We start from the raw sequence: 24,974 nt of genomic DNA on the forward strand, positions 1-24,974 counted from the left end.
AATGCTGCGAAGTGTTACGAGGCCAGCGGGCCGGGACGCGGTAGCGCGAGGCGCACCACCAACCCGCCGCCGGGCGGGTCGTCGAGCTGCAGCCGCCCGCCGTGGGCCTCGAGAATGTGTCGGGCAATGCCCAGCCCCAGGCCGCTGCCGCCGGTATGTCGGCTGCGCGACGGCTCGAGGCGCACGAAGGGCTCGAAGACCCGCTCGCGCTGCGCCGCCGGAATGCCCGGCCCATGGTCGCGGATATCGAGGCGCAGCGACCACGCATCGTCCGTCAGGCTCACCTCGGCGCGCCGGCCATAGAAGACGGCGTTCTCCAGCAGGTTGGCCAGGCAGCGCTTGAACGCCAGCGGCTTGACGGCAAGCGGCGCCGACTTGCCCTCGATCGTCACTTCGCCGCCCTGCAACCGCAGCTCGCCGGCCAGTTCCTCGAGCAGTGCCCGCGGGTCGACGTCGGCGACCGCCTCGTGCATGTCGAGCCCCTTGACCGAATCCAGGGCACCTCTCACCAGCTGATCGAGCTCATCGAGAGAGGCGCAGAAACGCTCGCGCTGGGCCGGGTCGTCGAGCATCTCGGCGCGCAGCCGCAGGCGTGTGATCGGCGTCTTGAGATCGTGAGAGATCGCCGAGAACAGCCGCTCGCGCTCCTCCACCTGGTGCCGGATACGCCGCTGCATGCGATTGAAGGCCGCCGCCGAGGCCGCCACCTCCCGCGGCCCGCCCTCGCCGAGCGACGGTGCATCCAGGTCGTCGCCGAAGCGCCGCGCCGCCCTGGCCAGCCGCGCCAGGGTTCGGGTGGCGCTGCGAATGCCCAGCCACGACAGGCCGATCACGGTCAGCAGTACCACCAGCAGCACGAACAGGCGATCCGCGGACAGCCATTGGCGCGCGTCCAGGCCCTCCGGCACCGGCAGCAGGGTGGCCACGTAGAGCCACTGGTCGGCCTCCAGAGGCAGCTGCACCACCAGGATCGGCTGCGACGGCGGCGCCGTCAGCAGGCTGTGCTGCCCCCAGCGCGGCGGCAGGTCGCGCAGCGGCACTTCGTTGTTGAGCAGCCGCAGGGTGCCGGGCTCCGAGAAGGCCACCTGGGCATCGGTGACGCCGAGCTCGGCGCGCAGCACGCCCCGGAAGTTGTCGATCACCAGCCGCGCCTCGGGCCCCGCCCCGGCATCGGACACGGCGATGCGGTGATCGTTGACGCTGACGAAGAAGCGCGTGCCGCCCATGTCGCGCAGCTGGTCGAGCACGATATGGCGGTAGCCGTAGGGCAGCGAACGGAAGAAGCGCACCGTGGACGCCACGCTGTAGGCGATGTCGCGCGACAGCTCGTCGAGCCGGGCGAGCCGTCCATCGCGCACCTGGGTCGTCCAGATGGCATAGCTGGCCAGCTGGGCGCCGAGCACGCCGACCAGCATGATCAGCAGGAAGCGGCCACGCAGGGTACGCGGCAGCCAGCGCGCCAGCCGCCGGCGGCCACGTCGCCAGGCACCGCGACTCACGCGATCACGTCCACCCGGGCCGCCAGCACGTAGCCCGCGCCGCGCACGGTGCGAATCAGCGCCGAGTGCTGGGCGTCCTCGCCCAGCCGCTGGCGAAGGCGACAGACATGCACGTCGATGGAGCGATCCAGCGGCGGCGCCGGTCGCCCCCGGGTCAGGTCGAACAAGGCGTCGCGCGACAGCACCTGCTCGGCGTGATCGAGGAAGGCCTGCAGCAGCGTGAAATCGGCGCCGGAGAGCGCGCTGCGTGCGCCGTCGGCGCCGATCAGCTCGCGGGTCACGCGATCCAGCCGCCAGTCGCCGAAGGCCACCACCCTGGCTCGCGCCGGAGGAATCGACGGTTCCCGCGGCCGGCAGCGTCTCAGCACCGCCTTGATCCGAGCCAGCAGCTCGCGGGGATTGAAGGGCTTGCCCAGGTAGTCGTCGGCGCCAAGCTCGAGGCCGAGGATGCGATCGGTCTCGTCGGGACTGGCGGTGAGCATGATGATCGGCAGCTCGCCGTCGCGGCGCACCTCGCGACAGATCGCGAACCCATCGTCGCCGGGTAGCATCAGGTCGACGATCAGCAGGTCGGGACGCTCGGTGGCGAGCAGCTCGCGCAGCGCCACGGCGTCCTCCGCTACCAGGGCGCGATAGCCGTGACGGCCCAGGTAGTCGGCCAGCAGGTCGCGGATTTCCGGGTCGTCGTCGACCACGATCAGGGTAGCGGCGGGGGTTGTCATGTCGGACACCTTACCCGCGACGCCGTCACCCGGCGATACCACCATGGTGGCAGCGCTCAGAGCGCGAAGCGCCCGGCCAGGTGGCGCGCCACGGCGCCGTCGTCGTGGTGACCGATGCGCCGGGCCCCGGGTAGCGTCGCCGCGAGCTCGGGGTGGCCGTTGGCCATGATGTGACCCTCGCCGGCCAGCGCCAGCATCTCGGCGTCGTTGAGGTTGTCGCCGAACGCCAGGCAGCGTTCGGCGGGCAGGTCGAGGCGCGCGAGCAGCGCCGCCAGCGCGGTGCCCTTGTTGACGCCCTCGGCCATGATCTCCAGCGAATTGCCCATCGAATAGGTCACGTGCAGCCGCTCGCCGGCGCGTCGGCGAACCTCCTGCTCGAGCTCGGCGAGGGCCCCGGGATCCCCGATATAGAGCACCTTGCCGACACCGTCGGAGGAAAGCCGCTCCGGCGCCACCACCCGATAGCCGAACCCGGTGTGAGCATGCAGGGCAAGCAGCCCCGGGGCCGCGGCGTCGATCACCCACTCGTCGTCGTGATAGAGATTGAGGCGAACCTCGGCGGGGCGCGGCAGGTCGATCAGCTCGCGGGCCAGCTCGACCGGCAGGTAGCGGGCCTCGATCAGGGCGTCGTCGGGGCCGTGGGTATAGGCCCCGTTGGTGCTGATGATGTGGGCGTCCACGCCGAGCCGGTCACGGAACGCCAGGATGTCGCGATGATGGCGCCCCGACGCCAGGGCGATATGGTGGCCCCGGGCCGCCAGGGCGCGGAAGGTGTCGACCGTCACGTCCGCCAGGGCGTGATCCGCGCCGAGCAGGGTGCCGTCGAGGTCCGTGACGATGAGATGGGACGACATGGGCGGCGCCCTCCACTGAAAAGAATGTCCGCCCATTCTATCAGGCCCGGAGGCGCCACTCGCGGTCGTGTGCGGCGCCCCGGGGGAGGCTCAGCCGGCGTTCAGCGCTCGGGCCAGCGGCGCGGCCTGGTCGCCGACCACCAGGTGCCAGGCGCCCTGCCCCAGCGACTGGATGCCCCGACAGCCCAGCGCCTCCAGGGCCGCAGCGTCCAGACGGGCCTCGTCGGCCAGCTCGACGCGCAGCCGGCTATGGGCCAGGGCTTCCAGGCGACGCAGGTTGTCCACGCCGCCGAGCGCCTGGCGCCAGCGCTCGAGCCGCTCGGCATCCGGCGCCGGGGTGGCGACCTGCGCGTCGCGCTCGGCGTCGCCCGCCGTCTCCGGCGAAGCGTCGTCGGGAGCCGCCAGGCCGACATCCGCCACGGCGGCACGAATCTCATCGGCCACGCCGTCGGCGATCGGGCCGAGGATGACCTGCAGGCCGCCGCCGCCCAGCTTGAGCACGCCACGCGATCCCAGAGACTTGAGAGCGGGCTCGTCGATGGCGCCGGCATCGGCGAGCACCAGGCGCAGCCGGGTGGTGCAGGCGCCGACGCTCGTCAGGTTGTTCGCCCCGCCCAACGCGGCGACGAAGGCCGGGCCGCGTTCACCGATGGCCGCGGGAGCCGCCTCGGCCGCCTCGTTCTCGGGCTCGCGGCCCGGCGTCGGCAGGTCGAAGCGCACGATGGCCCAGCGAAACACCATGTAGTAGAGGGCGGCATAGGCCAGCCCCACCGGCAGCATCAGCCAGCCGTGGGTCGACAGTCCGTAGGACAGTGCATAGTCGAATGCGCCGGCAGAGAAGGTGAAGCCGAGCTTGACGTCCAGCCACTGCATCAGCGCCATGGACACCCCGGTCATCACCGCATGGAAGCCATAGAGCAGCGGCGCCAGGAACATGAAGGTGAACTCGATGGGCTCGGTCACCCCGGTCAGGAAGGCGGTCAGCGCCAGCGACATCAGCAGGCCGCCCACCTGAGCGCGTCGCGACCGGGGCGCGGCGTGGTACATGGCCAGCGCCGCCGCCGGCAGGCCGAACATCATCACCGGGAAGAAGCCGGCCATGAAGCCCCCGGCGGAGGGGTCGCCGGCGAAGAAGCGGTTGAGGTCGCCGGTGGCACCGTCGAAGCTGCCGAACACGAACCACACGAAGCTGTTGAGCACGTGGTGCAGGCCGGTGACGATCAGCAGCCGATTCAGCGCGCCGTAGACGAACTTGCCGAGCGCGCCGGCCTCGATCAGCCAATGACCCAGGCCATCGATGCCAGACTGGATGACCGGCCAGGCCCAGCCGAAGACGATGCCGAGCCCCACCGCCGCCAGTCCGGTGGCGATGGGCACGAAACGCCGACCACCGAAGAAGGCCAGGTAGTCCGGCAGCTGTATCGCCTTGTAGCGGTTATAGAGCAGCCCCGCCACGCTGCCGATGATTACCCCGGCCAGCACTCCCATGTTGATGTCGGGATTGAGGGTCTTGAGCACGGCATCCAGCACCAGGTAGCCGATCACCCCGGCCAGGCCGGCGGCGCCGTTGTTATCGTCGGCGAAGCCCACCGCCAGGCCGATGGCGAAGATCAGCGCCAGGTTGGCGAAGATGGCATTGCCGGCCTCCGCGACGAAGGCGATGTCGAGCAGGTCCGGCTGGCCCAGGCGCAGCAGCAGGCCGGCCACCGGCAACACGGCGATGGGCAGCATCAGCGAGCGGCCGAGCCGTTGCAGGCCGGCCATGAGTCGGGAACCGAGGGTGGTGCTCATGAGGGCATCCTCTCGTGGGTTGTTGTTGTGATGGTGGATTGCGCGGCGAACCATCCCGCCAGGCGCTCGCGCACCGCGGCGGCGTCGTCGAGGACCAGCAGCTCGGGGATCGTCCCGGCCAGGGCCGCGACGTCCAGGCGACGCAGCGCGGCCTTGATCGCCGGCACCCGGGCCGGCTCCACCGAGAGCTCGTCGACGCCCAGCGCCGCCAGCAGCGGCGCGGCCAGGTCGTCGCCGGCGGCGGCGCCGCACACCCCGACCGGACAGCGCCCGGCGGCGCCCTCCACGGTGGTGTGGATCAGCGTCAGCACCGCCGGATGCAGCACGTCGGCGCGGGCCGCCAGCCCGGGATCCTCGCGATCCATGGCCAAGGTGTACTGGGTCAGGTCGTTGGTGCCGATGGACAGGAAGTCGGCCTCGGCGGCGAGACGCCGGGCACACAGGGCCGCGCTCGGCACCTCGATCATGGCGCCCAGCGCCGGCAGCCGGGTCAGGCCCAGCCCCTCGGCGAGACGCTCGAGGCGTTCGCGCACCCGGGCCAGCTCGCCGGCGTCGCCGATCATCGGCACCATGATGCGCAGCCGCTCCGGGGCCGTGACGCCGAGCAGCGCGCGCAGTTGGGCATCGAGCAGTTCGGGATGGCTCTCCCACAGCCGCGAGCCGCGCAGGCCCAGCGCCGGGTTGGGCGCCTGGGGCAGGCGCAGGTAAGGCAGCTGCTTGTCGGCGCCGATATCCAGGGTGCGGATGATCACCGGCTTGCCGCCCAGGGCATCCACCGCGGCCTGGTACTCGCCGCGCTGGTCGGCCTCGCTGGGTGCCGCGGACCGTTCGAGGAACAGGAACTCGCTGCGCATCAGGCCGATGCCGTCGGCGCCCGCCTCGGCGGCCAACCGCGCCTCATCGGCGGAGCCGATATTGGCGCCCACCTCGATCTCGCGACCGTCGCGGGTGACGGCCGGCTCATGAGCGGCGGCCCGCTCCCGGGCGGCGCGTTCGGCGCGCTCGGCGATGGCCGCCTCGACTTCGGCCAGGCGCGCGGCGCTCGGTGCCGGCTCGAGCAGCCCGGCTTCGGCATCGAGCACGGCCCGCTCGCCGTCGAGCTCGCCGATGCAATGGCCCATGGCCACCAGGCAGGGAATCCCGCGGGCCCGGGCCAGGATCGCCACGTGGGAGGTGGTACCACCGGCGGCGAGACACAGCCCGGCCGGGCGGGCCTCGGCCAGGGCCACCAGCTCGGAGGGGGTAAGATCCTCGGCGAGCACGATGGCCCCGGCGGGCACCTCGGGCACTGACGCCTCGGCCTCGGCGAACTCGGCCATCACCCGGCGCTGCAGGTCGCGCAGATCGGCGACGCGTCCGGCGAGCAGCGGGTTGCCGCTGCCGGACAGGCGCTCGGCCTCGGCGTCCAGTGCTTCGCGCCAGGCCTGTCCGGCGCTGCGGCCCGCGGCGAGACGATCGTCTGCCGCCCGGCGCAGGTCGGGATCCTCCAGCCAGGCCTGGTGGGCGGCGAAGATTTCCGCCTCGGCCTCCTGGCCGGCCGCCCGGGCGCGCCGATACGCGGCATCGAGGGCGTCGCCCACCGTTTCCAGGGCGCGGGTCAGACGCGGCGCCTCGACCGACTGGCCCTCGCCGTCCCGCGGCACCCGCGGCAGCGCCGGGGTGTAGGCAACCAGCGGACCGATCGCCAGGCCGGTGCTGGCCACCAGGCCGGGATACTGACCGTCGGCGGCCTCGGCGAGGCTCGCCTGAGGTGCCGGGGCCGGCTCGGCGGCCTCGGGCGTGGTCAGCAGCCGCTGGGCGGCGTCCAGGGCCGCCTCGGCTCGCTCGCCCCGCGCCGTCAGCGTCAGCGACGTGCCCTCCACGACTCCCAGGTTCATCAGCGCGCTGAGGCTGTCGGCCGAAGCCTCGCCGTCCACCGAGGCCACCGTCAGGCTTACCGAGTGCTCCCTGGCGATGGCGCGCAGCCGCGCGGCGGGCCGAGCGTGCAGGCCGGCGGCCAGCGCCAGGACCAGCTCGCAAGAGCGGGTCGGCCCGTCGGCCACAGCGGGCGACGCGTGCTGCTGCGTCTGAGTCAGAGTCAGCAGCGCGTCGCCCTGGGCCACGCGCTGTCCGCTGGGCCGCTCGACCGGCTCGATCCGGTGGCCGGCGGGCTCGGTGACCACCAGCGGGGTGATCAGGGCCTTGGCCCGCCGCGCCAGCAGGTCGGGGGCGAAGCGACACAGCGGCTGGCCGGCGGCCACCCGATCGCCGGTCGTGACGACCAATTCGATGCCCTCGCCGTCCAGTTCGACGGTATCCAGGCCCAGGTGGAGCAGCAGTTCGACGCCCTCGGCGGTGCGCAGGGTCACGGCATGGCGAGTCCGGGCACACTGCACCACTTCGCCGTCGCAGGGGGCATGCAGGGTGTCGCCCAGGGGATCCAGGGCGACGCCCTCGCCCAGCGCCAGGCCGGCGAAGACCGGGTCCGGCACCGCGTGCAGGGGCAGCAGCACGCCATTGCACGGCGCCTGCAGGGTCAGGGATGGGGTAGGCATGGAAGTCTCCATGGGTTGTTGTTGTCTTGGCGAAAGGCCTTGGCAAAAAGGCCTGGGCGGCAGGCCTCACCGACCACCGATCAGATGGTGCGGGTAACCTTGCGCAGGTGACGGGGACGGTCCGGGTCGCTGCCCCGGGCCTCGGCCAGCCCGGCGGCCATGGCGTAGAAGCTCTGGACTACCGACAGCGGCTGCAGGTCGTCGTGGCCGGCGTCGGTCAGGGTCAGGTGGCGCCGGGCAACGCCCGCATCGGCGGCCAGCAGCACCCGGGCGCCCACGCCCTCGAGCCACGCGGCCAGCTCCAGCAGCCCGGCCTGCTCGGCGCCGGGCGGCGCGAACACCAGCACCGGATAGCCCTCCTCGATCAGCGCCATGGGCCCGTGGCGCACCTCGGCGCCGCTGAACGGCTCGGCCTGGATGGCGCAGGTCTCCTTGAACTTGAGCGCCGCCTCCTGGGCCACCGCCAGGCCGGGACCGCGGCCGATCACCATCATCCGCTCGACGCCGCCCAGGGCCTCGATGGCCGGCGACCAGTCCTGCCCGGCCGCCTCGCTCAGGCGATCGGGCAGCGCCTCGAGCGCCGCCAGCAGCGTCTCGTCGCCGGCCCAATGGCCGACCAGTTGGGCGCCGGCGGACAGCGTCGCCAGGTAGCTCTTGGTCGCCGCCACGCTGAGTTCCTCCCCGGCGAACAGCGCCACCTCGTCGTCGCTGGCCTCGCCCAGCGGCGACTCGGGGGTGTTGACCAGCGCCAGGGTGCGGGCGCCGCCGGCGGCCAGGGCCCGCTGGGCGGTGATCAGGTCGGGGCTCTGCCCCGATTGGGAGATCGCCACCGCCAGCTGGCCGGACAGCCGCCAGGGAGCGCCGGCCAGTGAAGGCGGCAGCGAGGCCACCGGGATGCCCAGGTGCTTCATGACCAGATAGCCCAGGTAGGCCGCGGCGTGGTCGGAGCTGCCGCGGGCCACGGTCAGCGCGCCACTCGGCGGCGCGTCGCGCAGGCGGGCGCCCAGCGAGGCCAGGACCTCGGCGTTGCGTTGCAGCTGTCCGCGGATCCGTTCGGGCGCGTTGCGGGCTTCGTCAAGCATCAGTGACATGGGGTTCTCCTTCGATGCGCCGGCCCGCCACGTGGACGGCCTGCAGGTTGAGTTCGGGGTCCAGGACCACCAGGTCGGCCCGGGCGCCCTCGGCCAGGCGGCCCAGGTCCTGGCGGCCGAGGAAGTCGGCGGGAAAGCGCGACAGCCGATCCGAGGCCTCGGCCAGCGTCAGGCCGAGGCTCACCAGGTTGCGCAGCGCCTGGTCCATGGTCAGGGTGCTGCCGGCAAGGGTGCCGTCGGCCAGGCGCACGCCGCCCAGGCATTTGGTGACGGCCTGCTCGCCGAGCCGATAGTCGCCGTCGGGCATGCCCGCCGCGGCGGTGGAATCGGTGACCGCATAGAGATGGGGAATGCTGCGCAGGGCGGCGCGGATGGCACCGGGATGCACGTGCAGCAGGTCGGGGATCAGCTCGGCGTAGTCGGCATGGGCCAGGGCCGCGCCGACCATGCCGGGCTTGCGGTGATGCAGCCCGCTCATGGCATTGAACAGGTGGGTGAAGCCGCAGGCGCCGTGCTCGAGCGCTGCCACGCCCTCCTCGTAGCTGCCCAGGGTGTGGCCGAGCTGCACGCGGATGCCGCGCTCGCTGAGCTGGCGAATCAGGGTCAGGTGGCCGGCCAGTTCCGGCGCCAGGGTCAGCAGGCGGATCGGCGCCAGCCGGCACAGCGACTCGACCTCTTCGAGCACGCCGGGGCGTGCATGGGACGGCTGGGCGCCGAGCTTGCCGGGATTGATGTAGGGGCCTTCCAGATGCACGCCCAGCACGCCAGCGGCGTCCGACGCCGGGTCGCGCAGGTAATCGCCGATGTCGCCGAGCACGCGGCGAATCTCGGCGTCCGGGGCGGTCATGGTGGTGGCCAGCAAGCCGGTGGTGCCGAAGCGCGCATGGGTGCGCGCCACGGTGGCCAGGGCTGCGCCGCCTTCCATCACGTCCGCCCCGCCGCCGCCGTGCACGTGCAGGTCGAGGAAGCCGGGCAGGATACGCGGCAAGTCGTTGTCATCGGGGTCCACCGGCGCCTCGGGCAGCGCGGCGAGGCGCCCGTCGCGCCAGCGCAGCTCGCCGAGCCGCCAGCCGTCGGGGATCAGGACATTGCCGTAGAGCTTGCCTTCATGCATGGGGGCTTCCTCTCAGCGGGTGAGTTCGACCACGAAGTCGTAGTAGTCGGTGCGGCAGTAGGTGACGGTCAGCTCCGCCGGGGTGCCGTCGGCGAGATAGCCCAGGCGGGTCACCTCGAGCAGCGCCTGCCCCTCGGGGACCTCCGCCAACCGGGCCAGCTCAGCATCGGCGTTGATCGCGCTGACATGCTGCAGGGCCCGCGCCACGCTGCGGCCGGCGGCGTCCAGGGTGGCGTAGAGCGAACTCTCCACCGCCTCGGGGTCGCCGAGGATCGCCTGGGGAAGGCAACTCTCCTCCACCGCCATCACCACCCCATCGGCCAGGCGCAGACGCTTGAGCCGGGCGACTCGGGCGTCACCGGCGAGTCCCAGGCGCAGGCTCTCTTCGGCGGTGGGCGCGGCCAGCGTGCGTGACAGCCAGCGCGAGGTCGGTGTGAAGCCGCGCTGGGTGAGCATCTCGGTGAAACTCACCAGTCGGGTCAGCGGCTGGTTGAGGCGCGGAGTGATGAAGGTTCCCGACCCGCGCGTGCGACGAATCAGGCCCAGCTCGGCCAGCCGGTCCAGCGCCTTGCGAGCGGTAATGCGCGAGACGTCCAGCGCCTCGGCCAGGGCCCGCTCGGAAGGCAGCGCCTCGCCGGCCAGCCAGGCGCCGGCCTCGATGGCGCGCTCGAGCCCGCTGGCCAGCTGGTGATAGAGCGGAGTCGGCAGCGAGGTATCGAGATGAAGCTGTTGCAGGCGGGCATCCATGGGCGGTCTCGTCTTGGCATCTTGATAATACCAATGTAGACCACTAACAATACCAATTAAATACCAATTGTCTTAGACCTTGGTCCGAGACCTCCCTCGAGCGCTGCCGACGACGCTTCTCGCCCTCCTCGCGACGGCAGGGAGGGATACCGGCCATCGCCCGATTGGCGCCGGCTGGCGGAATCCGTATAGTGGCTCCCCTACTCCCGCCAATCGATCGTGACCCATGCTGCAGAACAACTCGGTGCTTGCTCAGCTCAAGCAACAGATCCGCGACAACACGCCCCGCGTCGAGGGGGTCATCAAGGCCACCGACCGCGGCTTCGGTTTCCTCGAGACCGACGACGGCGAGTCCTACTTCGTGCCGCCCCCCGCCATGAAACAGGTGCTCCATGGCGATCGGGTCCAGGCCGTGCTCCACGAAGAGGGCGAGAAGAAGTCCGTGGAGCCCGACACCCTGATCGAGAGCGGCATGGAACGCTTCATTGCCCGCGTGAAGAAGCGCGACGGCCGCCTGGCGGTGATCCCCGATCATCCGTCGATGAACGCGCCGCTCAAGGCGAGGGTCAAGCGCAGCCTCGACGAGGCGAGCCTGGGCGACGGCGACTGGGTCGTGGTGCGCCTGGTGCGTCATCCGCTCAAGCCCGAGGACCGCGGCTTCTTCACCCAGATCGACGAGCTGGTAGCCAAGACCGACGACCCGGCGGTGCCCTGGCGGGTGACCCTGGCCCGCCACGCACTGGAGCAGGAATGCCCCGATGCCGGCGACGACTGGCCGCTGCGCGACGAGGGCCTCAGCCGCGAGGACCTGACCGCCGAGCCGTTCTTCACCATCGACGGCGAGAAGACTCGTGACATGGACGACGCCCTGCGGGTAGTGCCCCGCGAGGGTGGCGGCTGGACCCTGACCGTGGCCATCGCCGACCCCACCGCCTACGTCGAGGAAGGCCACGCCGCCGACCTGGAGGCACGCACCCGCGCCTTCACCGTCTATTTGCCGGGCCAGAACGTCACCATGCTGCCCGAGGCGCTGGCCGACGACCTGTGCTCGCTGTGGGAAGACCGTGAGCGCCCGGTGCTGGCCTGTGCGCTGGACATCGAGGCCGACGGCAGCCTGGGCGGCTACCGCTTCTTCGCCGCCACCGCCCGCTCCCATGCCAAGCTGGTCTACGACAACGTCTCCGACTGGCTCGAGGGTCAGGGCGACTGGGCACCGGCGGACGCCATCGGCGAACAGCTCCAGGCCCTGCGCGAGCTGACCGAGGCACGCGCCGCCTGGCGGGCCGAGCATGCCCTGGTGTTCAAGGATCGCCCGGATTACGTCTTCGATCTCGACGCCGCCGGCAACGTGCTGGACATCCGCACCGAGGAGCGGCGCATCGCCAACCGCATGATCGAGGAATCGATGATCGCGGCCAACGCCTGCTGCGCCGACCTGCTGGCCGAACACGTGGGTCACGGCATCTTCAACGTCCATCGCGCCTTCGAGGCCGACAAGGCCGAGGCGGCCCAGGAGTTCCTGGCCAGCCAGGAGATCCAGGTCGAGCTCGAGGCACTGACCGAGCTGCCCCGCTACAAGGAGCTCAAGCGCGAGCTCGAAGGCCGCGACGACGCCTGGCTGGACGCCCGACTGCGCCGCTTCCAGGGCTTCACCAACATGTCCGCCCAGCCTGGCCCGCACTTCGGCCTGGGGCTCGATGCCTACGCCACCTGGACCTCGCCGATCCGCAAGTACGGCGACATGGTCAACCATCGCCTGATCAAGCGCGTGCTCAAGGGCGAGCAGGCTCCGGCCGAGGCCAGCCTGGCGCTCACCGAGCAGCTCACCGAGCGCCGCCGCCTGAATCGCCTGGCCGAGCGCGACGTCAAGGACTGGCTCTACGTGCGCTTCCTGGGCAACGCCGCCGAGTCCGGCGAGAGCTTCGAAGCCGAGATCATCGCCATCAACCGTGGCGGCATGCGCGTGCGCCTGACCGCCAACGGTGCCACCGCCTTCGTGCCGGCGCCGCTGATGCATAGCGACCGCGACAAGGTGGTGATCGATGACAAGGAAGGCCGCATCCAGATCGAGGGCGTCGAGCGCTTCAAGCTCGGCGACGTGACCCGCGTGGCACTGACCGAGGCCCGCGAGGAGACCCGCTCGCTGGTCGGCCGCCCGGCCGAGTAAGCGCCCTCTAGCGCCATGCCTCGCACGCAAAACGGCGGCCCTCGGGCCGCCGTTTTGCGTTCATCCACACACCAAGAGTCGACGAGCGCAGACCCTTTTTCTCGAAGCCACGTCCTCGAAGCCACGTCCTCGAAGCCACGTCCTCGAAGCCCATGTCGTCGAACTGTCGCAAAGCCCGCGTAGCGTAATGGCTGAACCATCGGCCCGCGCGGGAGGGACCCTTTGCATATCGCCGACGTCACCATGTTCCACGCGCCCTCGAGCGGCGGCGTGCGCACCTATCTTCAGGCCAAGCGGCGCCGGATCGCCGCCCATCCCGGCCTGCGCTCGAGCCTGCTGGTGCCGGGCGCCGAGCGCGACGGCCTCGATGACCGCCATACCCTGCCCGCGCCGCGGCTCCCCCTGGGCCAGGGCTACCGCTTCCCGCTGCGTCGCGCCCCCTGGCGAGACCGACTGCTGGACCTCTCCCCGGACCTGATCGAGGCCGGCGATCCCTACGTCACCGCCTGGGCAGCGCTGGACGCCGGGCAGCGGCTCGGCGTGCCAGTGGTGGGCTTCTACCACTCCGACCTGCCACGGCTGATGGGCGACCGCTTCGGCGACGCGGTGCGTCGTCGGCTGCAGCGCTACGTCGTCGACCTCTACCGTCGCTTCGACGGCGTGCTGGCGCCCTGCCGCGCCATGGCCGAGCGCCTGGCCGAGTGGGGCGTGAACGACGTCCGCGTCCAGCCGCTGGGCGTCGACCTCGACACCTTCCACCCCGATCGCGCCGATCCCGCCTGGCGGGCCTCGCTGGGGCTGCCCGCCGACACCCGGCTGCTGGTCTTCGCCGGGCGCCACTCCCGGGAAAAGAACGTCGACGTGCTGCTGCGCACCCTGCAGCGCCTCGGCCGCCCCTATCACCTGCTGCTGATGGGCCCCGGCATGCCGACCCGGGTGCCCACCAACGTGACGGTGGTATCGCGCTACTGCGATCGCCGCGAGGTGGCTCGGGCACTGGCCAGCGCCGACGCCATGCTGCATGCCGGCACCCGCGAGACCTTCGGCCTGGTGGCGCTGGAGGCCATGGCCTGCGGCCTGCCGGTGGTGGCCGCCAGGGCCGGCGCGCTGATCGAGAATGTGCCGCTGGGGGGCGGCATGCTGTGCACGCCCCGCGACGATGCCGCCATGGCCGAGGCGGTGGACGCGCTGTTCCTCAACGGAACGGCAGCCAGCGGCCGACATGCCCGCCGCTACGTCGAGCGACGCTTCCACTGGGACAGGGTGATCGATGACCTGCTCGCCCACTATGCCACCCTGGTGCCCGCGGCAAGCGCTGGATCCTACCGAGATCATGGCTGAACGACGCCGACGCCAGCGCTGGGGATGGCTGGCCGTCGCACTGGTGCTGGCACCGGCGGTACCGCTGCTGGTCGGCGGACGGGACGCCCTGGCGGCGCTGGGCGACTTTCCCCTGGAGCGACTCGCGGGGATGCTGGCGCTGGTGGCCCTGTGCTGGAACCTCAACGCCCTGCGCCTGCGCCTGCTGCTGGCGGGCCGCGCCGGAAGGCTCGGCCAGCGCGGCGCCATGGGACTGGTCATGGCCACCGAATTCGCCATCTGCGCCACGCCGGGCGGCAGCGGCGGCCCGGCCACGCTGCTGCTGCTGCTGGCTCGTCGCGGCCTGCGACCGGCAGCGACCTCGGCGATCTTCATGATCGATCAGTGCTGCGACCTGCTGTTCTTCCTGCTGGCCCTCGGCGGACTGGTTCTGGTGTCACTTGCCACGGCGGTGCCCTGGCCCCATCAGGGTCTGCTGGTCGCCGCCATGGTGAGCCTGGCGCTGCTGCTGATCGGCATCGCCCTGCTGGTGATCCGCCTGCCGACGCTGCTGCGCCGCGGTCATCCGATGAAGAAGCGTCCCAGGCTGGCCAGGCGACTGCTGCACTTTCGCCGCGCGCTGCTAGCCACCCTCGCCTTGCCACGCCCGACCCTGGTGCTGGTCATGGCCTGCTGCGCCGGCCACTGGCTGGTGCGCTACAGCCTGCTCTACCTGGCTCTCTCCGGCCTCGGCGCCGACGTGGCCTGGAGCTGGGCCTTCCTGGTGCAGATGCTGTCGATGGCGGCCGGCCAGCTCAGCCTGTTGCCCGGCGGCGCCGGCGCCGCCGAACTGGGCACCGGCATGCTGTTGATCCCGCTGGTCGGACAGGCCACCGCCGGCGCGGCTATCGTGGTGTGGCGCTTCGTCACCTTCCACTGTTATCTGCTGGCCGGCGCCCCGGTATTCCTGATCATGGTCGGTATGCGACGGCGCATCACGGCCGACGGCGACCGGGCAAGCTGAGCACCGGACGGCCCGATCCACCTGCCGGGCCCGCAACGGCATGCCGGTCACCAGATTGGCCAGATGACCGGTGAAAGTCCGGGCGGCGATCCGCAGCCGTGACGCGAGTCGCACCGGGCATCGGCAGCGCCTGGTCTTCCCCGGCGCTTGCTCTCCTCGACCGCGATGCGCCGGACGATGCCTCCCTCGAAATGCGAGACCGTCCTCTTGAACGACGCCACCGCCACCTGCTCGGGCGAGATCATCGACTGACGGACGGGGCTCAACGTGTCGATGGTGCCTTTCCCCACTTCGCTTTCTCATCACTCAACGCCCCCTCAACCCCCGTAATTCGAGCGCCATTATTGACGCCATTTTTTACCTATACAACACTGTTTCACGGCGAAATAACGGCGCCAACTGATGGAAAAACCATCAAAAATTCTTCTCTAAAACTCGCTAAAACCGTCTCAAAATGACGACAATCAAAGCTAAATACCTCACTGAATACCCACTCACCATCCGACGCATCAACCTCATGATGCGTCGCCAAACCCTGACAAAAGGAGTCAATTAATGAGCACGACCATCGAGGTAGAAACGGACACGACCGCGGCAGAACTCGAGGCGCTGATCCGAGATGCCGCCCCTGGCAGCATCCTGGAGCTTTCCGCTGGGGAGTTTACCCTTGATGAGGCCATCACTATCGAGAGATCGGACATATCCCTGATAGGCGCGGGCTCCGGGGAAACTCGGCTGACATTCACCGACGCTGCTCTGTCGCATGATAACGACCAGGCGATTCACCTGAACGGCAGCGAGAACACCGATATCGGGACCCTCGCTTCCGGGATTAACGCCGGAGAGAACCGGCTGACGCTGGAGGCGGAATCCGACGTCGCCGTTGGTGACACCATTCGGATATGGCAGGACAACGATGATGACTTCTTCGAGGAGATCGGCGATAGCGCATGGCGCAAGGTCGAGTATGCGGAGCTCCGCACCAGCATGGCCAAGGTCACCGATGTCGACGGCGATCGGATCACCCTGGACCGTGACGTTCGCTTCGATTTCGCCGCGGGAAAGACCCGGGTTGAGCGCCTGGACAGCGTCGATGACGTCACCCTGAAGGGCTTCAGCCTGGGCTTCGAGCTCGGGGACGCCGACCCGTCGCGCTTCGAGAACCCCCTCGACGAATTGACCGACTATCACGCCGTGCACCTCGAGGGCACGGTCAATGCGCATCTCGACGATATCCAGGTCCTGGATGGCCCGTCCACCGCCTTTCGCTTCTCCCGAGCGATGGATACCCGGGGCAATGATCTCGAGGCCCATGGTGCCTTCAACAAGGGCAGCGGGGGCAACGGCTACGCCTATGAACTGCACGAGAGCTATGACGGCAAGTTCACCGGGCTAGAGGACAGCGGCATGCGTCATGGGCTGGTCTTCGCTTCCTGGCGCTCCTCGGCCGGCAACGACGTGGAGATCGCCGCCACCGACCGCGACGTCAACTTCCACGGCGGGCGGGATCACGACAACAGCGTCCATGTTCAGCGTTCGATACGTAACCCGGAGGCGGACGAGCTGTCGCCGGCGCTGTATGTCAACGAAGACGGCGAGAGCTTCGGGGCCCCGACCGATCCGGATGCCAACGACGTCACCTTCGACTACCTGGTCGGTTCGCGACGCGCGGACGAGGTCCAGGGCACGGACGACGGCGTCTACCTGGACGGCGGCCTGGGCCATGATCGACTGTCGGGCGGCAGCGGCGACGACCTGCTGCAGGGCGGGCCGGGCGATGACTGGTACGATGGCGACGACCGACTCGACGGCGGGGACGGCATCGACACCGCCCGCTACGCCGACGACGTCGACGACCACGAGGTCGAATTCACCGACGAGGGCGTGATCATTACCGGCAAGGGCGGCGAAGACATCCTCAACGACATGGAGTTCGCGGTCTTCGGCGACGGCACCACCCTGCACACGGCATCGGGCAACCTTTTTCGCGGCGAGCCCATCGACGTACCCAAGCCCGGGGAAATCCTCGACGGCGAGGGTATCAGGCCCGCCATCCTGGAGGACGACGCCGAGCTGCTGGTGACCGGCAACGTCACCAGCGAATGGTCCACCGGCTATGTGGCCGAGATCTTCGTGGAAAACATCTCCAGCGACGATATCGTCGACCCTCGGGTCGACCTGGATCTGCCCGCCGAGCTCGACACCCTCTGGAACGGCCTGGTCACCGAGGGCCCGGATGGCCTGCATATCCAGGACAACGAGGCCAATACCCTCGCACCGGGCGAGTCCTGGCGCTTCAGCTTCAAGGCCTACGGCGATGAAACGCTGCCCGCCGAGATGACGGCCCAGGACGGGGAGGGAGGCGCCCTCGACGTTCAGGTCCTCGGATTGGGCAACACGACGGTGGAGGAACCGATCGCCTGACGCCCACCAACCGCAACCCAGGGGCGCCTGCGGGGCCCCTGTTTGCCTCCTCATGACGGTTCTCCCTGCAGGGTGATTGGTTTCTTACCCCTCGGGATGTGGCATAGTAGTCACAAATCATTACAGAACCATACCCTTCGGCTACCATCGCCGAGGCGGTGCAAGGGAACTCACCCATGGCCAATCGCTGGGGACTGCGTGGCCAGTCCACACTCACGTTGCTGCTGGCCTGCCTGCTGGCCCTGATTCCGGCCCTGCTGATCGGCTGGCAGGCCATCGACGATGTCCGCCACCACTTCGCCACCCGCTATGCCGAGCAGTACACCCTGCTGCACATGCAGAAAATTCTCGCCCCCGTCTCCCGCGAACTGGCCCTGGCTCGTCGCTTCGCCGATTCGGTGGTGACCCGGGAGTGGCTGGCCACTCCCGACGATGCGCAACGACGCGACCGCTTCTTCCGCGAGGCCGAAGGCTTTCGCGAGCAGTTCAGCGGTGATGCCTATTTCGTGGTCGACGATGCCAGCGGCGACTACTTCTACAACGATGCAGACTCTCCCGACAGTCGTCATCCCCGCTACCGGCTGTCACCGGACGATCCGGAAGATGCCTGGTACTTCTCCACCATGGACAGCAGTGCCAGCTACAACATCAACGTCAACATCGACGGCAAGCTGGGCCTGGCCAAGGTATGGATCAACGTCAAGGTTCAGGAGGACGGTCGAGGGCTGGGCATGGCAGGCGGCGGGCTGGACCTCAGCCGGTTCCTCGACGACTTCCTGCGCGACAACGCCCCCGGCCTGACGCCGATGATCATCGACAGCCGCGGCGCCATCCAGGCCCACCCCGACCGCCAGCGGCTGGCCTTCAACTCCGGCGCCCAGACCCGGCTGGCCGGCGACACCCCACGGATCCAGTCGCTACTCGGCGATGCGGCTCAGCGCGAGCGCCTCGAGGACGCCATGCTCGCGGCTCGGCGCCGGCCCGGCGAGGTACATAGCCTGGAAGCCACCCTCGAAGGACAGCCGCGCCTGCTGTCGGTCGGCTATATCCCCGAACTGCAGTGGCTGTTCGTCTCGGCACTGGACCTGAAGAGCGCGCCGGTGTTCGAGGGCCGCTGGTTCTGGACGCTGGTCGTCGCCCTGACGCTGGTGCTGGCGATTCTGATGGCCGGCTTCGCCTACGGCACCGAGCGGCTGATCCTGGGGCCGATACGTCGCCTGCAGCACTCGGCCCGGGCCATCGCCGACGGGGACTATGGCAGCCATCTGCCCACCGAGCGCGATGACGAGATCGGCGAACTGTCTCGTGCCTTCGCCCACATGGCCGGCCAGGTGGAACGTCACACCCAGGAGTTGGAGGAGCAGGTGCGTCGCCGCACCCGAGACCTGGAAGCCACCAACGCCGAGATGGTCACCGCGCGGCGCCAGATCGATGCGTCGCTGGAATACGCCAGCATCATCCAGCGTGCCATCCTGCCCAGCCGCCAGCTGGACATGCATCTGGCCGGGCACCAGGCCGTGCTGTGGCGGCCCCGAGACCAGGTGGGCGGCGATTTCTACGTGTTCCGCGCCACCGAGGCCGGTTACCTGATGGGCGTCATCGACTGCGCGGGGCATGGCGTGCCCGGCTCGCTGATGACCATGCTGGCCCGAGCCATCATCGACAATGCCATCCTGCACGTGGGCGCGCATGACCCGGCGGCCATCCTCAACGAGACCGACCGCCAGAATCGCGCGACCCTGAACCGGGAGACCCTGCCCTCCTCCATCGCCACCAACATGGACGTGGGTCTGGTATGGGTCGAGCATGGCGGCGACTGCCTGACCTTCGCCGGCGCCAAGATGTCGCTATATGCCAGCGACGGCGAGCGACTGGAAGTTCAGCCCGGGGGCAAGCGCGCCCTGGGACAGAAACGCTCCATGACCCACGAGAACCATCGCCTGCCGCTGCGCCAGGGCTGGACCTACACGCTGTGCAGCGACGGCTTTCTCGACCAGGCCGGCGGCGAGCACGGCTTCGGCTTCGGCAACCGCCGCTTCGAAGCCATGCTGCAACGCCATGCCGACGCGCCACTGGACGACCAGATCGCCGCGTTCGAGGCCGAACTGGACGCCTACCGCGGCGAACATCCCCAGCGCGACGACATCACCCTGCTGTGCTTCCGTTTCGACAGGCCACCCAAGGCCGCGTCTCACGACGCCATCCCCCCTTCGTCCACCTGACCCGGAGACGCCATGAATCTGCTGAGCCTGCGCGACAATTACCTGCAGCAACGCATCATGCTGTGCTTCAACGGCCCGATCTCGCGCAGCCTGATCGAGGAAATCGGTCATGCCCTGCGCAACTACCTCAACAGCCAGTCCGCCGCTCCCTCCTCGGCGATGGACGTCTTTGCCGTCTACATCGAAATGACCCAGAACATTCGCCACTATGCCCGGCTGCAGGACTATGGGGAGGAAGAAGCCACCGCCACCATCGCCGTAGCCCGGGACGGCGACGGCCGCTACCTGGTCTCGGCCGGCAACCTGGTCGAGGATGCCGACGGACAACGATTGGTCGAGGCCGTGGAGAGCCTGGCGGGGCTCGATGCCGACGAACTCAAGCGCGCCTACAAGCAGCAGCTGCGCCGCCCTCGAGACGAGGCCGCCACCAGCGGCGCCGGGCTAGGACTGATCGACATGGCGCGCAAGTCGACGCGGCCGCTGGAAGCCTCCCTGCAGCCATTGTCATCGAGCCAAAGTTTTTTTAGCCTGACAGCCACCATTTAACGGTCATCGCCATGAGTCACGATCTAAACCTTCCCGGCAGCCCGTCCACGCCTGCGATCCAGAGCGACTGGCAGTCCGGCCGCCTCGCCATGCAGGGCGATTCCTATCCGGAAAACTCCTACGAACTCTTCAGCCAGGTCATCGACTGGGTCGAGGCCTTCCTGGAACGCGAGTCTCGCTCCCTGACGCTGGTACTGGAACTCGTCTATCTCAACACCAGCTCGGTCAAGGCCATGATGGACATCTTCGACCTGCTCGAGGACACCTACCAGGGTGGCCGGGAGGTAGCCGTCGAGTGGCGCTATGATCCACGCAATGAACGCATTGCCGAGTTGGCCGAGGAGTTCAAGGAAGATTGCAGCTATCCCTTCGCCATCCTGCCGCTCGAGGTGGGCTCGTGAATATGCGGGAACAGGCCCTGCTCGACGAGGTGCTGGCGCTGCTCGACGATCCGAGCCATCGCGATCACCCGCTGCATGGGGCTCTGGAACGCCTCTATCGCCACCACCTGGAGCAGCGGGAGCGGCTGGAACGGCTGATCAGCATTGCCGACGGCTTTCAGCAGAGCGCCCAGTACGACCTGCACGACGCCCGCCACCAGTTGGAACATCAGCGCCGTCGCCAGCGCAAGCTCTCGCGCATCGCCGACCGCTTCCAGGAACTGCTGCACGAGCGCAACCAGGCCCTGGAGGATGTCTCGGGCCAGGACCCGCTGACCGGTCTGGCCAACCGACGCCGCCTCCATCAGCACCTCGAAGAGATGACCGACGATGCCAGCCAGCCGTTCAGCGTGGCGATGATCGATATCGATCACTTCAAGGTCATCAACGACCGCTACGGCCATGCCGCGGGGGACCGCGCCCTGATCGCCCTGGCCAAGACCCTGACGGCATCGCTGCGTGCCGGCGACCTGTGCGGCCGCTGGGGCGGTGAAGAGTTCCTGCTGGCACTGCCGACCACCCGGCTCGACCAGGCCGAGTGCCTGGTCGCCCGGCTCGGCGATCGACTGCGTCAACTGGACCTGGCGCTGGATGCCTCGGGTGAGCCCACCACCGTCACCGCCAGTATCGGCATCGCCGAACACCAGCCCGACGAGGACTACCGAGACACCATCCACCGCGCCGATCAGGCGCTGCTGACCGCCAAACGCGAGGGTCGTGACCGCTCGCGTCGCGCCGGCTGAGCGATCCCCTCGGCGTCGCCGACCGTGTCAATTCCATTCAGGACGGGGCACGGACATGAAAAAGGGCACCCGAGGGTGCCCTTTTCGCGTCTCGTCAGAAGGCCGCGGCTTACCAGCCGGTGGCTTCCTTCAGAGCGTCGCCGATCTCGGCCAGAGAGCGTACGGTCTTGACGCCCGCCGCCTCGAGGGCGCCGAACTTCTCGTCCGCAGTGCCCTTGCCGCCGGCGATGATGGCGCCGGCATGGCCCATGCGCTTGCCGGGAGGCGCGGTGACGCCGGCGATGTAGGAGACGACCGGCTTGGAGACGTTGGCCTTGATGTAGGCGGCCGCCTCTTCCTCGGCGGTGCCGCCGATCTCGCCGATCATCACGATCGCTTCGGTGGCCGGATCCTGCTCGAACTTCTCGAGGATATCGATGAAGGTAGAGCCCGGAATCGGGTCACCGCCGATGCCCACGCAGGTGGACTGACCGAAGCCGTGGTCGGTGGTCTGCTTGACCGCCTCATAGGTCAGGGTGCCGGAGCGCGACACGATACCGACCTTGCCAGGCTTGTGGATGTGGCCCGGCATGATGCCGATCTTGCACTCGCCCGGGGTGATCACGCCGGGGCAGTTCGGACCGATCAGGCGCACGCCCAGCTCGTCACACTTGACCTTGACGTCGAGCATGTCGAGGGTCGGGATGCCTTCGGTGATGCACACGATCAGCTTGATGCCGGCGTTGGCGGCCTCGAGGATCGAGTCCTTGCAGAACGGTGCCGGCACGTAGATCACGCTGGCCTCGGCGCCAGTCTCGGCCACCGCTTCCTTGACGGTGTTGAACACCGGCAGGCCCAGGTGCTCCTGGCCACCCTTGCCCGGGGTCACGCCGCCGACCATCTGGGTGCCGTAGGCGATCGCCTGCTCGGAGTGGAAGGTCCCCTGGCCGCCAGTGAAGCCCTGGCAGATGACCTTGGTGTTCTTGTCGATCAGGATGCTCATTACTTGCCCTCCGCTGCCTTGACGACCTGCTGAGCCGCGTCGGTGAGGCTCTTGGCAGCGATGATGTTCAGACCGCTGGAGGCCAGTTTCTCGGCGCCCAGCTCGGCGTTGTTACCCTCGAGACGCACCACGACCGGCACGTTGACGCCGACCTGCTCGACGGCACCGATGATACCCTCGGCGATCATGTCGCAGCGCACGATGCCACCGAAGATGTTGACCAGCACGGCCTTGACGTTGTCATCGGAGAGGATGATCTTGAACGCCTCGGCAACGCGCTCCTTGGTGGCACCGCCGCCGACGTCCAGGAAGTTGGCCGGGCTACCGCCGTTGAGGTTGACGATGTCCATGGTGCCCATGGCCAGGCCGGCGCCGTTGACCATGCAGCCGATGTTGCCGTCCAGGGCCACGTAGTTGAGGTCCCAGGCCGCGGCCTCGGCCTCGCGCGGATCCTCCTGGGAGGGGTCGCGCATGGCCTGCAGGTCCGGGTGACGGTACAGGGCGTTGCCGTCCAGGTTGATCTTGGCGTCCAGGCAGTGGAGGTTGCCCTCGTCGGTGATCACCAGCGGGTTGATCTCGAGCAGCGCCAGGTCCTTGTCGTGGAACAGCTTGGACAGACCCAGGAAGATCTTGGTGAACTGCTTGACCTGCGCGCCCTCGAGACCCAGCTGGAAAGCCAGCTCACGGGCCTGGTACGGCTGGGCGCCGACAAGCGGATCGATCTCGGCCTTGAGGATCTTCTCGGGCGTCTCCTCGGCGACCTTCTCGATCTCGACGCCGCCCTCGGTGGAGGCCATGAAGACCACGCGACGGGTGGCGCGATCGACCACGGCGCCGAGATAGAGCTCGTTGGCGATGTCGGTGCAGTTCTCGACCAGGATCTTGGCGACCGGCTGGCCCTTCTCGTCGGTCTGGAAGGTCACCAGGTTCTTGCCCAGCCACTGCTCGGCGAAGGCCTTTGCCTCCTCCGGGCTCTTGATCAGCTTGACGCCGCCGGCCTTGCCGCGACCACCGGCATGGACCTGGGCCTTGACGACCCACATCTCACCGCCGATCTTCTTGCAGGCTTCCGCCGCCTCTTCGGGGGTGTCGACGGCGAAGCCCTTGGAAACGGGCAGACCATAGTCGGCAAACAGCTGTTTGCTCTGATACTCGTGAAGGTTCATCGATTCATGCCATTGGTTGCATGTGACTCGAACGGTAGCCTCTGCACTGCCTGAGACGACAGGCGGCGGCTACCACCGTTCCCCTTCGATGCGTCGCCGAAGGGGACGCGCCGCCCGAGGGCGGCGCTCTTGTTGTCTTACTTGCGCTTCTTGCGATTGGCCATGTGGATGGCGTGGCCTTCCACGGCCAGAGCCGCCTCGTGGACAGTTTCGGAGAGGCTCGGGTGCGCATAGCAGGTCAGGGCCAGGTCCTCGGCGCTGGAGCCGAACTCCATGGCAATGACGCCCTGGGCGATCAGCTCGCCGGCGTGCTGCCCGACGATGTGCATGCCCAGCACACGATCGCTCTCGGCATCGGCGACGATCTTGGCCATGCCCTCGGTGGCGTTGTTGGCCATCGCCCGGCCGCTGGCGGCATACGGGAAGGCCCCGGTCTTGACCTCGATGCCCTTGGCCTTGGCATCCTGCTCGGTCAGGCCGACCCAGGCCACCTCGGGGAAGGTATAGATCACGCTGGGGATGGCGTCATAGTTCATCTCGGCCTTATGACCGGCGATGATATCGGCCACCATGATGCCTTCCTCGGAGGCCTTGTGGGCCAGCATCAGGCCACGCACGCAGTCGCCGATGGCGTAGACGCCCGGCACGTTGGTACGGCACTGATCATCCACCTGGATGAAACCACGCTCATCCAGGTCGACGCCGACGCCATCACCGACCACGCCCTTGGTATAGGGCTTGCGGCCGACGCAGACGATCAGCTTGTCGAAGGTGATCTCCTGGTCGCCCTTGGCGTCGCTGTACTTGACCACGACTTCCTGGCCCTTGACCTCGGAGCCGGTGACGCGGGCGCCCAGCTTGATGTCGAGCCCCTGCTTCTTGAGCGACTTCTGGGTCTCCTTGGCCACGTCCTTGTCGACCATCGGCAGGAAGTCGTCCATGGCCTCCAGCACGGTGACCTCGGAGCCAAGGCGGTTCCACACGCTGCCGAGCTCCAGGCCGATGACGCCGGCGCCGATCACGCCCAGGCGCTTGGGCGCTTCCTCGAACTCGAGGGCGCCGGTGGAATCGACGATCAGGCCTTCGGTCAGCGGGGTCGGCGGGATCTCCACCGGCACCGAGCCGGCGGCGATGACGATATTGTCGGCCTCGTAGGTGGCGGCCTTGCCGTCCGGATCGGTCACCTCGACCTGCTGGCTGCCGATGACCTTGCCGGTACCGTCGATCGGGGTCACCCCGTTGGCCTTGAACAGGCCGGAGATACCGCCGGTCAGGTTCTTCACGATCTGGTCCTTGCGGGCCATCATCTTCGTGATGTCCATCTGGACGTCGCCGGTCTGGATGCCCAGGTCACCGAACTCGTCCTTGGCCTCGACGAACTTGTGGGAGGCCTCAAGCAGTGCCTTGGACGGAATGCAGCCCACGTTGAGGCAGGTCCCGCCGTGCACGACCTTGCCCTGCTTGCCGATCCACTTCTCGACGCAGGCGGTCTTCAGGCCCAGCTGGGCGGCACGGATGGCGGCGACGTAGCCGCCGGGGCCCGCGCCGATCACGATGACATCAAACTTGTCGGCCATGTTGGCTCCTTGCGTTGTGTTTCGCTATGTCT

Annotated in this window: 20 protein-coding genes; 9 read left to right on the forward strand and 11 right to left on the reverse strand. The window is 68.8% G+C overall.

What is annotated here, in order from left to right; all coding sequences use genetic code 11:
* Positions 1-14: 14 nt before the first annotated feature.
* The 8 genes from FHR96_RS10045 to FHR96_RS10080 form a co-directional block, all read right to left on the reverse strand.
* Positions 15-1,499 carry a sensor histidine kinase gene (locus FHR96_RS10045; RefSeq protein WP_183387546.1) on the reverse strand — a complete coding sequence of 495 codons (1,485 nt, stop codon included), beginning with the start codon at positions 1,497-1,499 and terminating at the stop codon, positions 15-17.
* Positions 1,496-2,221: a response regulator gene (locus FHR96_RS10050; protein ID WP_183387547.1), complete on the reverse strand. Its 726-nt coding sequence runs from the start codon at positions 2,219-2,221 to the stop codon at positions 1,496-1,498. Before FHR96_RS10050 ends, FHR96_RS10045 begins: the two co-directional genes overlap by 4 nt.
* 56 nt (positions 2,222-2,277) lie before the next feature.
* On the reverse strand, positions 2,278-3,075 hold the full coding sequence (locus tag FHR96_RS10055) for a Cof-type HAD-IIB family hydrolase (RefSeq protein WP_183387548.1): 798 nt from the start codon (positions 3,073-3,075) through the stop codon (positions 2,278-2,280).
* Positions 3,076-3,165: 90 nt separating this feature from the next.
* Positions 3,166-4,866, reverse strand: a complete 1,701-nt coding sequence (gene nagE / locus FHR96_RS10060) for an N-acetylglucosamine-specific PTS transporter subunit IIBC (protein WP_183387549.1) — start codon at positions 4,864-4,866, stop codon at positions 3,166-3,168.
* Positions 4,863-7,400: a phosphoenolpyruvate--protein phosphotransferase gene (gene ptsP / locus FHR96_RS10065; RefSeq protein WP_183387550.1), complete on the reverse strand. Its 2,538-nt coding sequence runs from the start codon at positions 7,398-7,400 to the stop codon at positions 4,863-4,865. Before ptsP ends, nagE begins: the two co-directional genes overlap by 4 nt.
* An 80-nt stretch (positions 7,401-7,480) precedes the next feature.
* The gene (locus FHR96_RS10070; protein WP_221195773.1) at positions 7,481-8,491 is read right to left on the reverse strand and encodes an SIS domain-containing protein; all 1,011 of its coding nucleotides are present in this window, start codon (positions 8,489-8,491) and stop codon (positions 7,481-7,483) included.
* The gene (nagA, locus tag FHR96_RS10075) at positions 8,475-9,605 is read right to left on the reverse strand and encodes an N-acetylglucosamine-6-phosphate deacetylase (RefSeq protein ID WP_183387551.1); all 1,131 of its coding nucleotides are present in this window, start codon (positions 9,603-9,605) and stop codon (positions 8,475-8,477) included. Before nagA ends, FHR96_RS10070 begins: the two co-directional genes overlap by 17 nt.
* A 12-nt stretch (positions 9,606-9,617) precedes the next feature.
* On the reverse strand, positions 9,618-10,352 hold the full coding sequence (locus FHR96_RS10080) for a GntR family transcriptional regulator (RefSeq protein WP_183387552.1): 735 nt from the start codon (positions 10,350-10,352) through the stop codon (positions 9,618-9,620).
* A 226-nt stretch (positions 10,353-10,578) separates the two neighbouring features.
* On the opposite strand from FHR96_RS10080, the gene FHR96_RS10085 reads away from it, so the two are divergent.
* The 9 genes from FHR96_RS10085 (at position 10,579) to FHR96_RS10125 (ending at position 21,217) form a co-directional block, all read left to right on the forward strand.
* Positions 10,579-12,519, forward strand: coding sequence for an exoribonuclease II (locus FHR96_RS10085; RefSeq protein WP_183387553.1), 1,941 nt, complete (start codon positions 10,579-10,581; stop codon positions 12,517-12,519).
* 222 nt (positions 12,520-12,741) lie between these two features.
* Positions 12,742-13,860 carry an N-acetylglucosaminyl phosphatidylglycerol synthase gene (gene gpgS, locus FHR96_RS10090; protein WP_183387554.1) on the forward strand — a complete coding sequence of 373 codons (1,119 nt, stop codon included), beginning with the start codon at positions 12,742-12,744 and terminating at the stop codon, positions 13,858-13,860.
* A complete protein-coding gene (gene gpgF, locus FHR96_RS10095) occupies positions 13,853-14,842 on the forward strand; it encodes a glucosaminyl phosphatidylglycerol flippase (RefSeq protein WP_183387555.1) in 990 nt (329 codons plus the stop codon). Before gpgS ends, gpgF begins: the two co-directional genes overlap by 8 nt.
* A 98-nt stretch (positions 14,843-14,940) precedes the next feature.
* Entirely contained in the window at positions 14,941-15,300 is a 360-nt protein-coding gene (locus FHR96_RS10100) for a hypothetical protein (protein ID WP_183387556.1), read from the forward strand.
* A 97-nt stretch (positions 15,301-15,397) separates the two neighbouring features.
* Complete coding sequence (locus FHR96_RS10105; RefSeq protein ID WP_183387557.1) at positions 15,398-17,266, forward strand: cellulose binding domain-containing protein; 1,869 nt, start codon at positions 15,398-15,400, stop codon at positions 17,264-17,266.
* 176 nt (positions 17,267-17,442) lie between these two features.
* On the forward strand, positions 17,443-19,488 hold the full coding sequence (gene siaA / locus FHR96_RS10110) for a biofilm regulation protein phosphatase SiaA (RefSeq protein WP_183387558.1): 2,046 nt from the start codon (positions 17,443-17,445) through the stop codon (positions 19,486-19,488).
* A 12-nt stretch (positions 19,489-19,500) separates the two neighbouring features.
* Complete coding sequence (gene siaB, locus FHR96_RS10115; protein ID WP_183387559.1) at positions 19,501-20,034, forward strand: biofilm regulation protein kinase SiaB; 534 nt, start codon at positions 19,501-19,503, stop codon at positions 20,032-20,034.
* A gap of 11 nt (positions 20,035-20,045) precedes the next feature.
* Positions 20,046-20,435: a biofilm regulation phosphoprotein SiaC gene (gene siaC / locus FHR96_RS10120; protein WP_183387560.1), complete on the forward strand. Its 390-nt coding sequence runs from the start codon at positions 20,046-20,048 to the stop codon at positions 20,433-20,435.
* A gap of 2 nt (positions 20,436-20,437) precedes the next feature.
* A complete protein-coding gene (locus tag FHR96_RS10125) occupies positions 20,438-21,217 on the forward strand; it encodes a diguanylate cyclase domain-containing protein (protein WP_246392890.1) in 780 nt (259 codons plus the stop codon).
* Positions 21,218-21,326: 109 nt separating this feature from the next.
* Here the strand turns inward: FHR96_RS10125 and sucD are convergent, their stop codons facing one another.
* From sucD to lpdA, 3 genes are all read right to left on the reverse strand, one after another.
* Entirely contained in the window at positions 21,327-22,199 is an 873-nt protein-coding gene (gene sucD / locus FHR96_RS10130) for a succinate--CoA ligase subunit alpha (RefSeq protein ID WP_183387562.1), read from the reverse strand.
* On the reverse strand, positions 22,199-23,365 hold the full coding sequence (gene sucC / locus FHR96_RS10135; RefSeq protein ID WP_183387563.1) for an ADP-forming succinate--CoA ligase subunit beta: 1,167 nt from the start codon (positions 23,363-23,365) through the stop codon (positions 22,199-22,201). The genes sucD and sucC overlap by 1 nt, the downstream gene beginning before the upstream one ends.
* A gap of 137 nt (positions 23,366-23,502) precedes the next feature.
* Entirely contained in the window at positions 23,503-24,942 is a 1,440-nt protein-coding gene (gene lpdA / locus FHR96_RS10140; protein WP_183387564.1) for a dihydrolipoyl dehydrogenase, read from the reverse strand.
* Positions 24,943-24,974: the final 32 nt, after the last annotated feature.

This window comes from Halomonas organivorans, from assembly GCF_014192055.1.
Classification (GTDB): domain Bacteria; phylum Pseudomonadota; class Gammaproteobacteria; order Pseudomonadales; family Halomonadaceae; genus Halomonas; species Halomonas organivorans.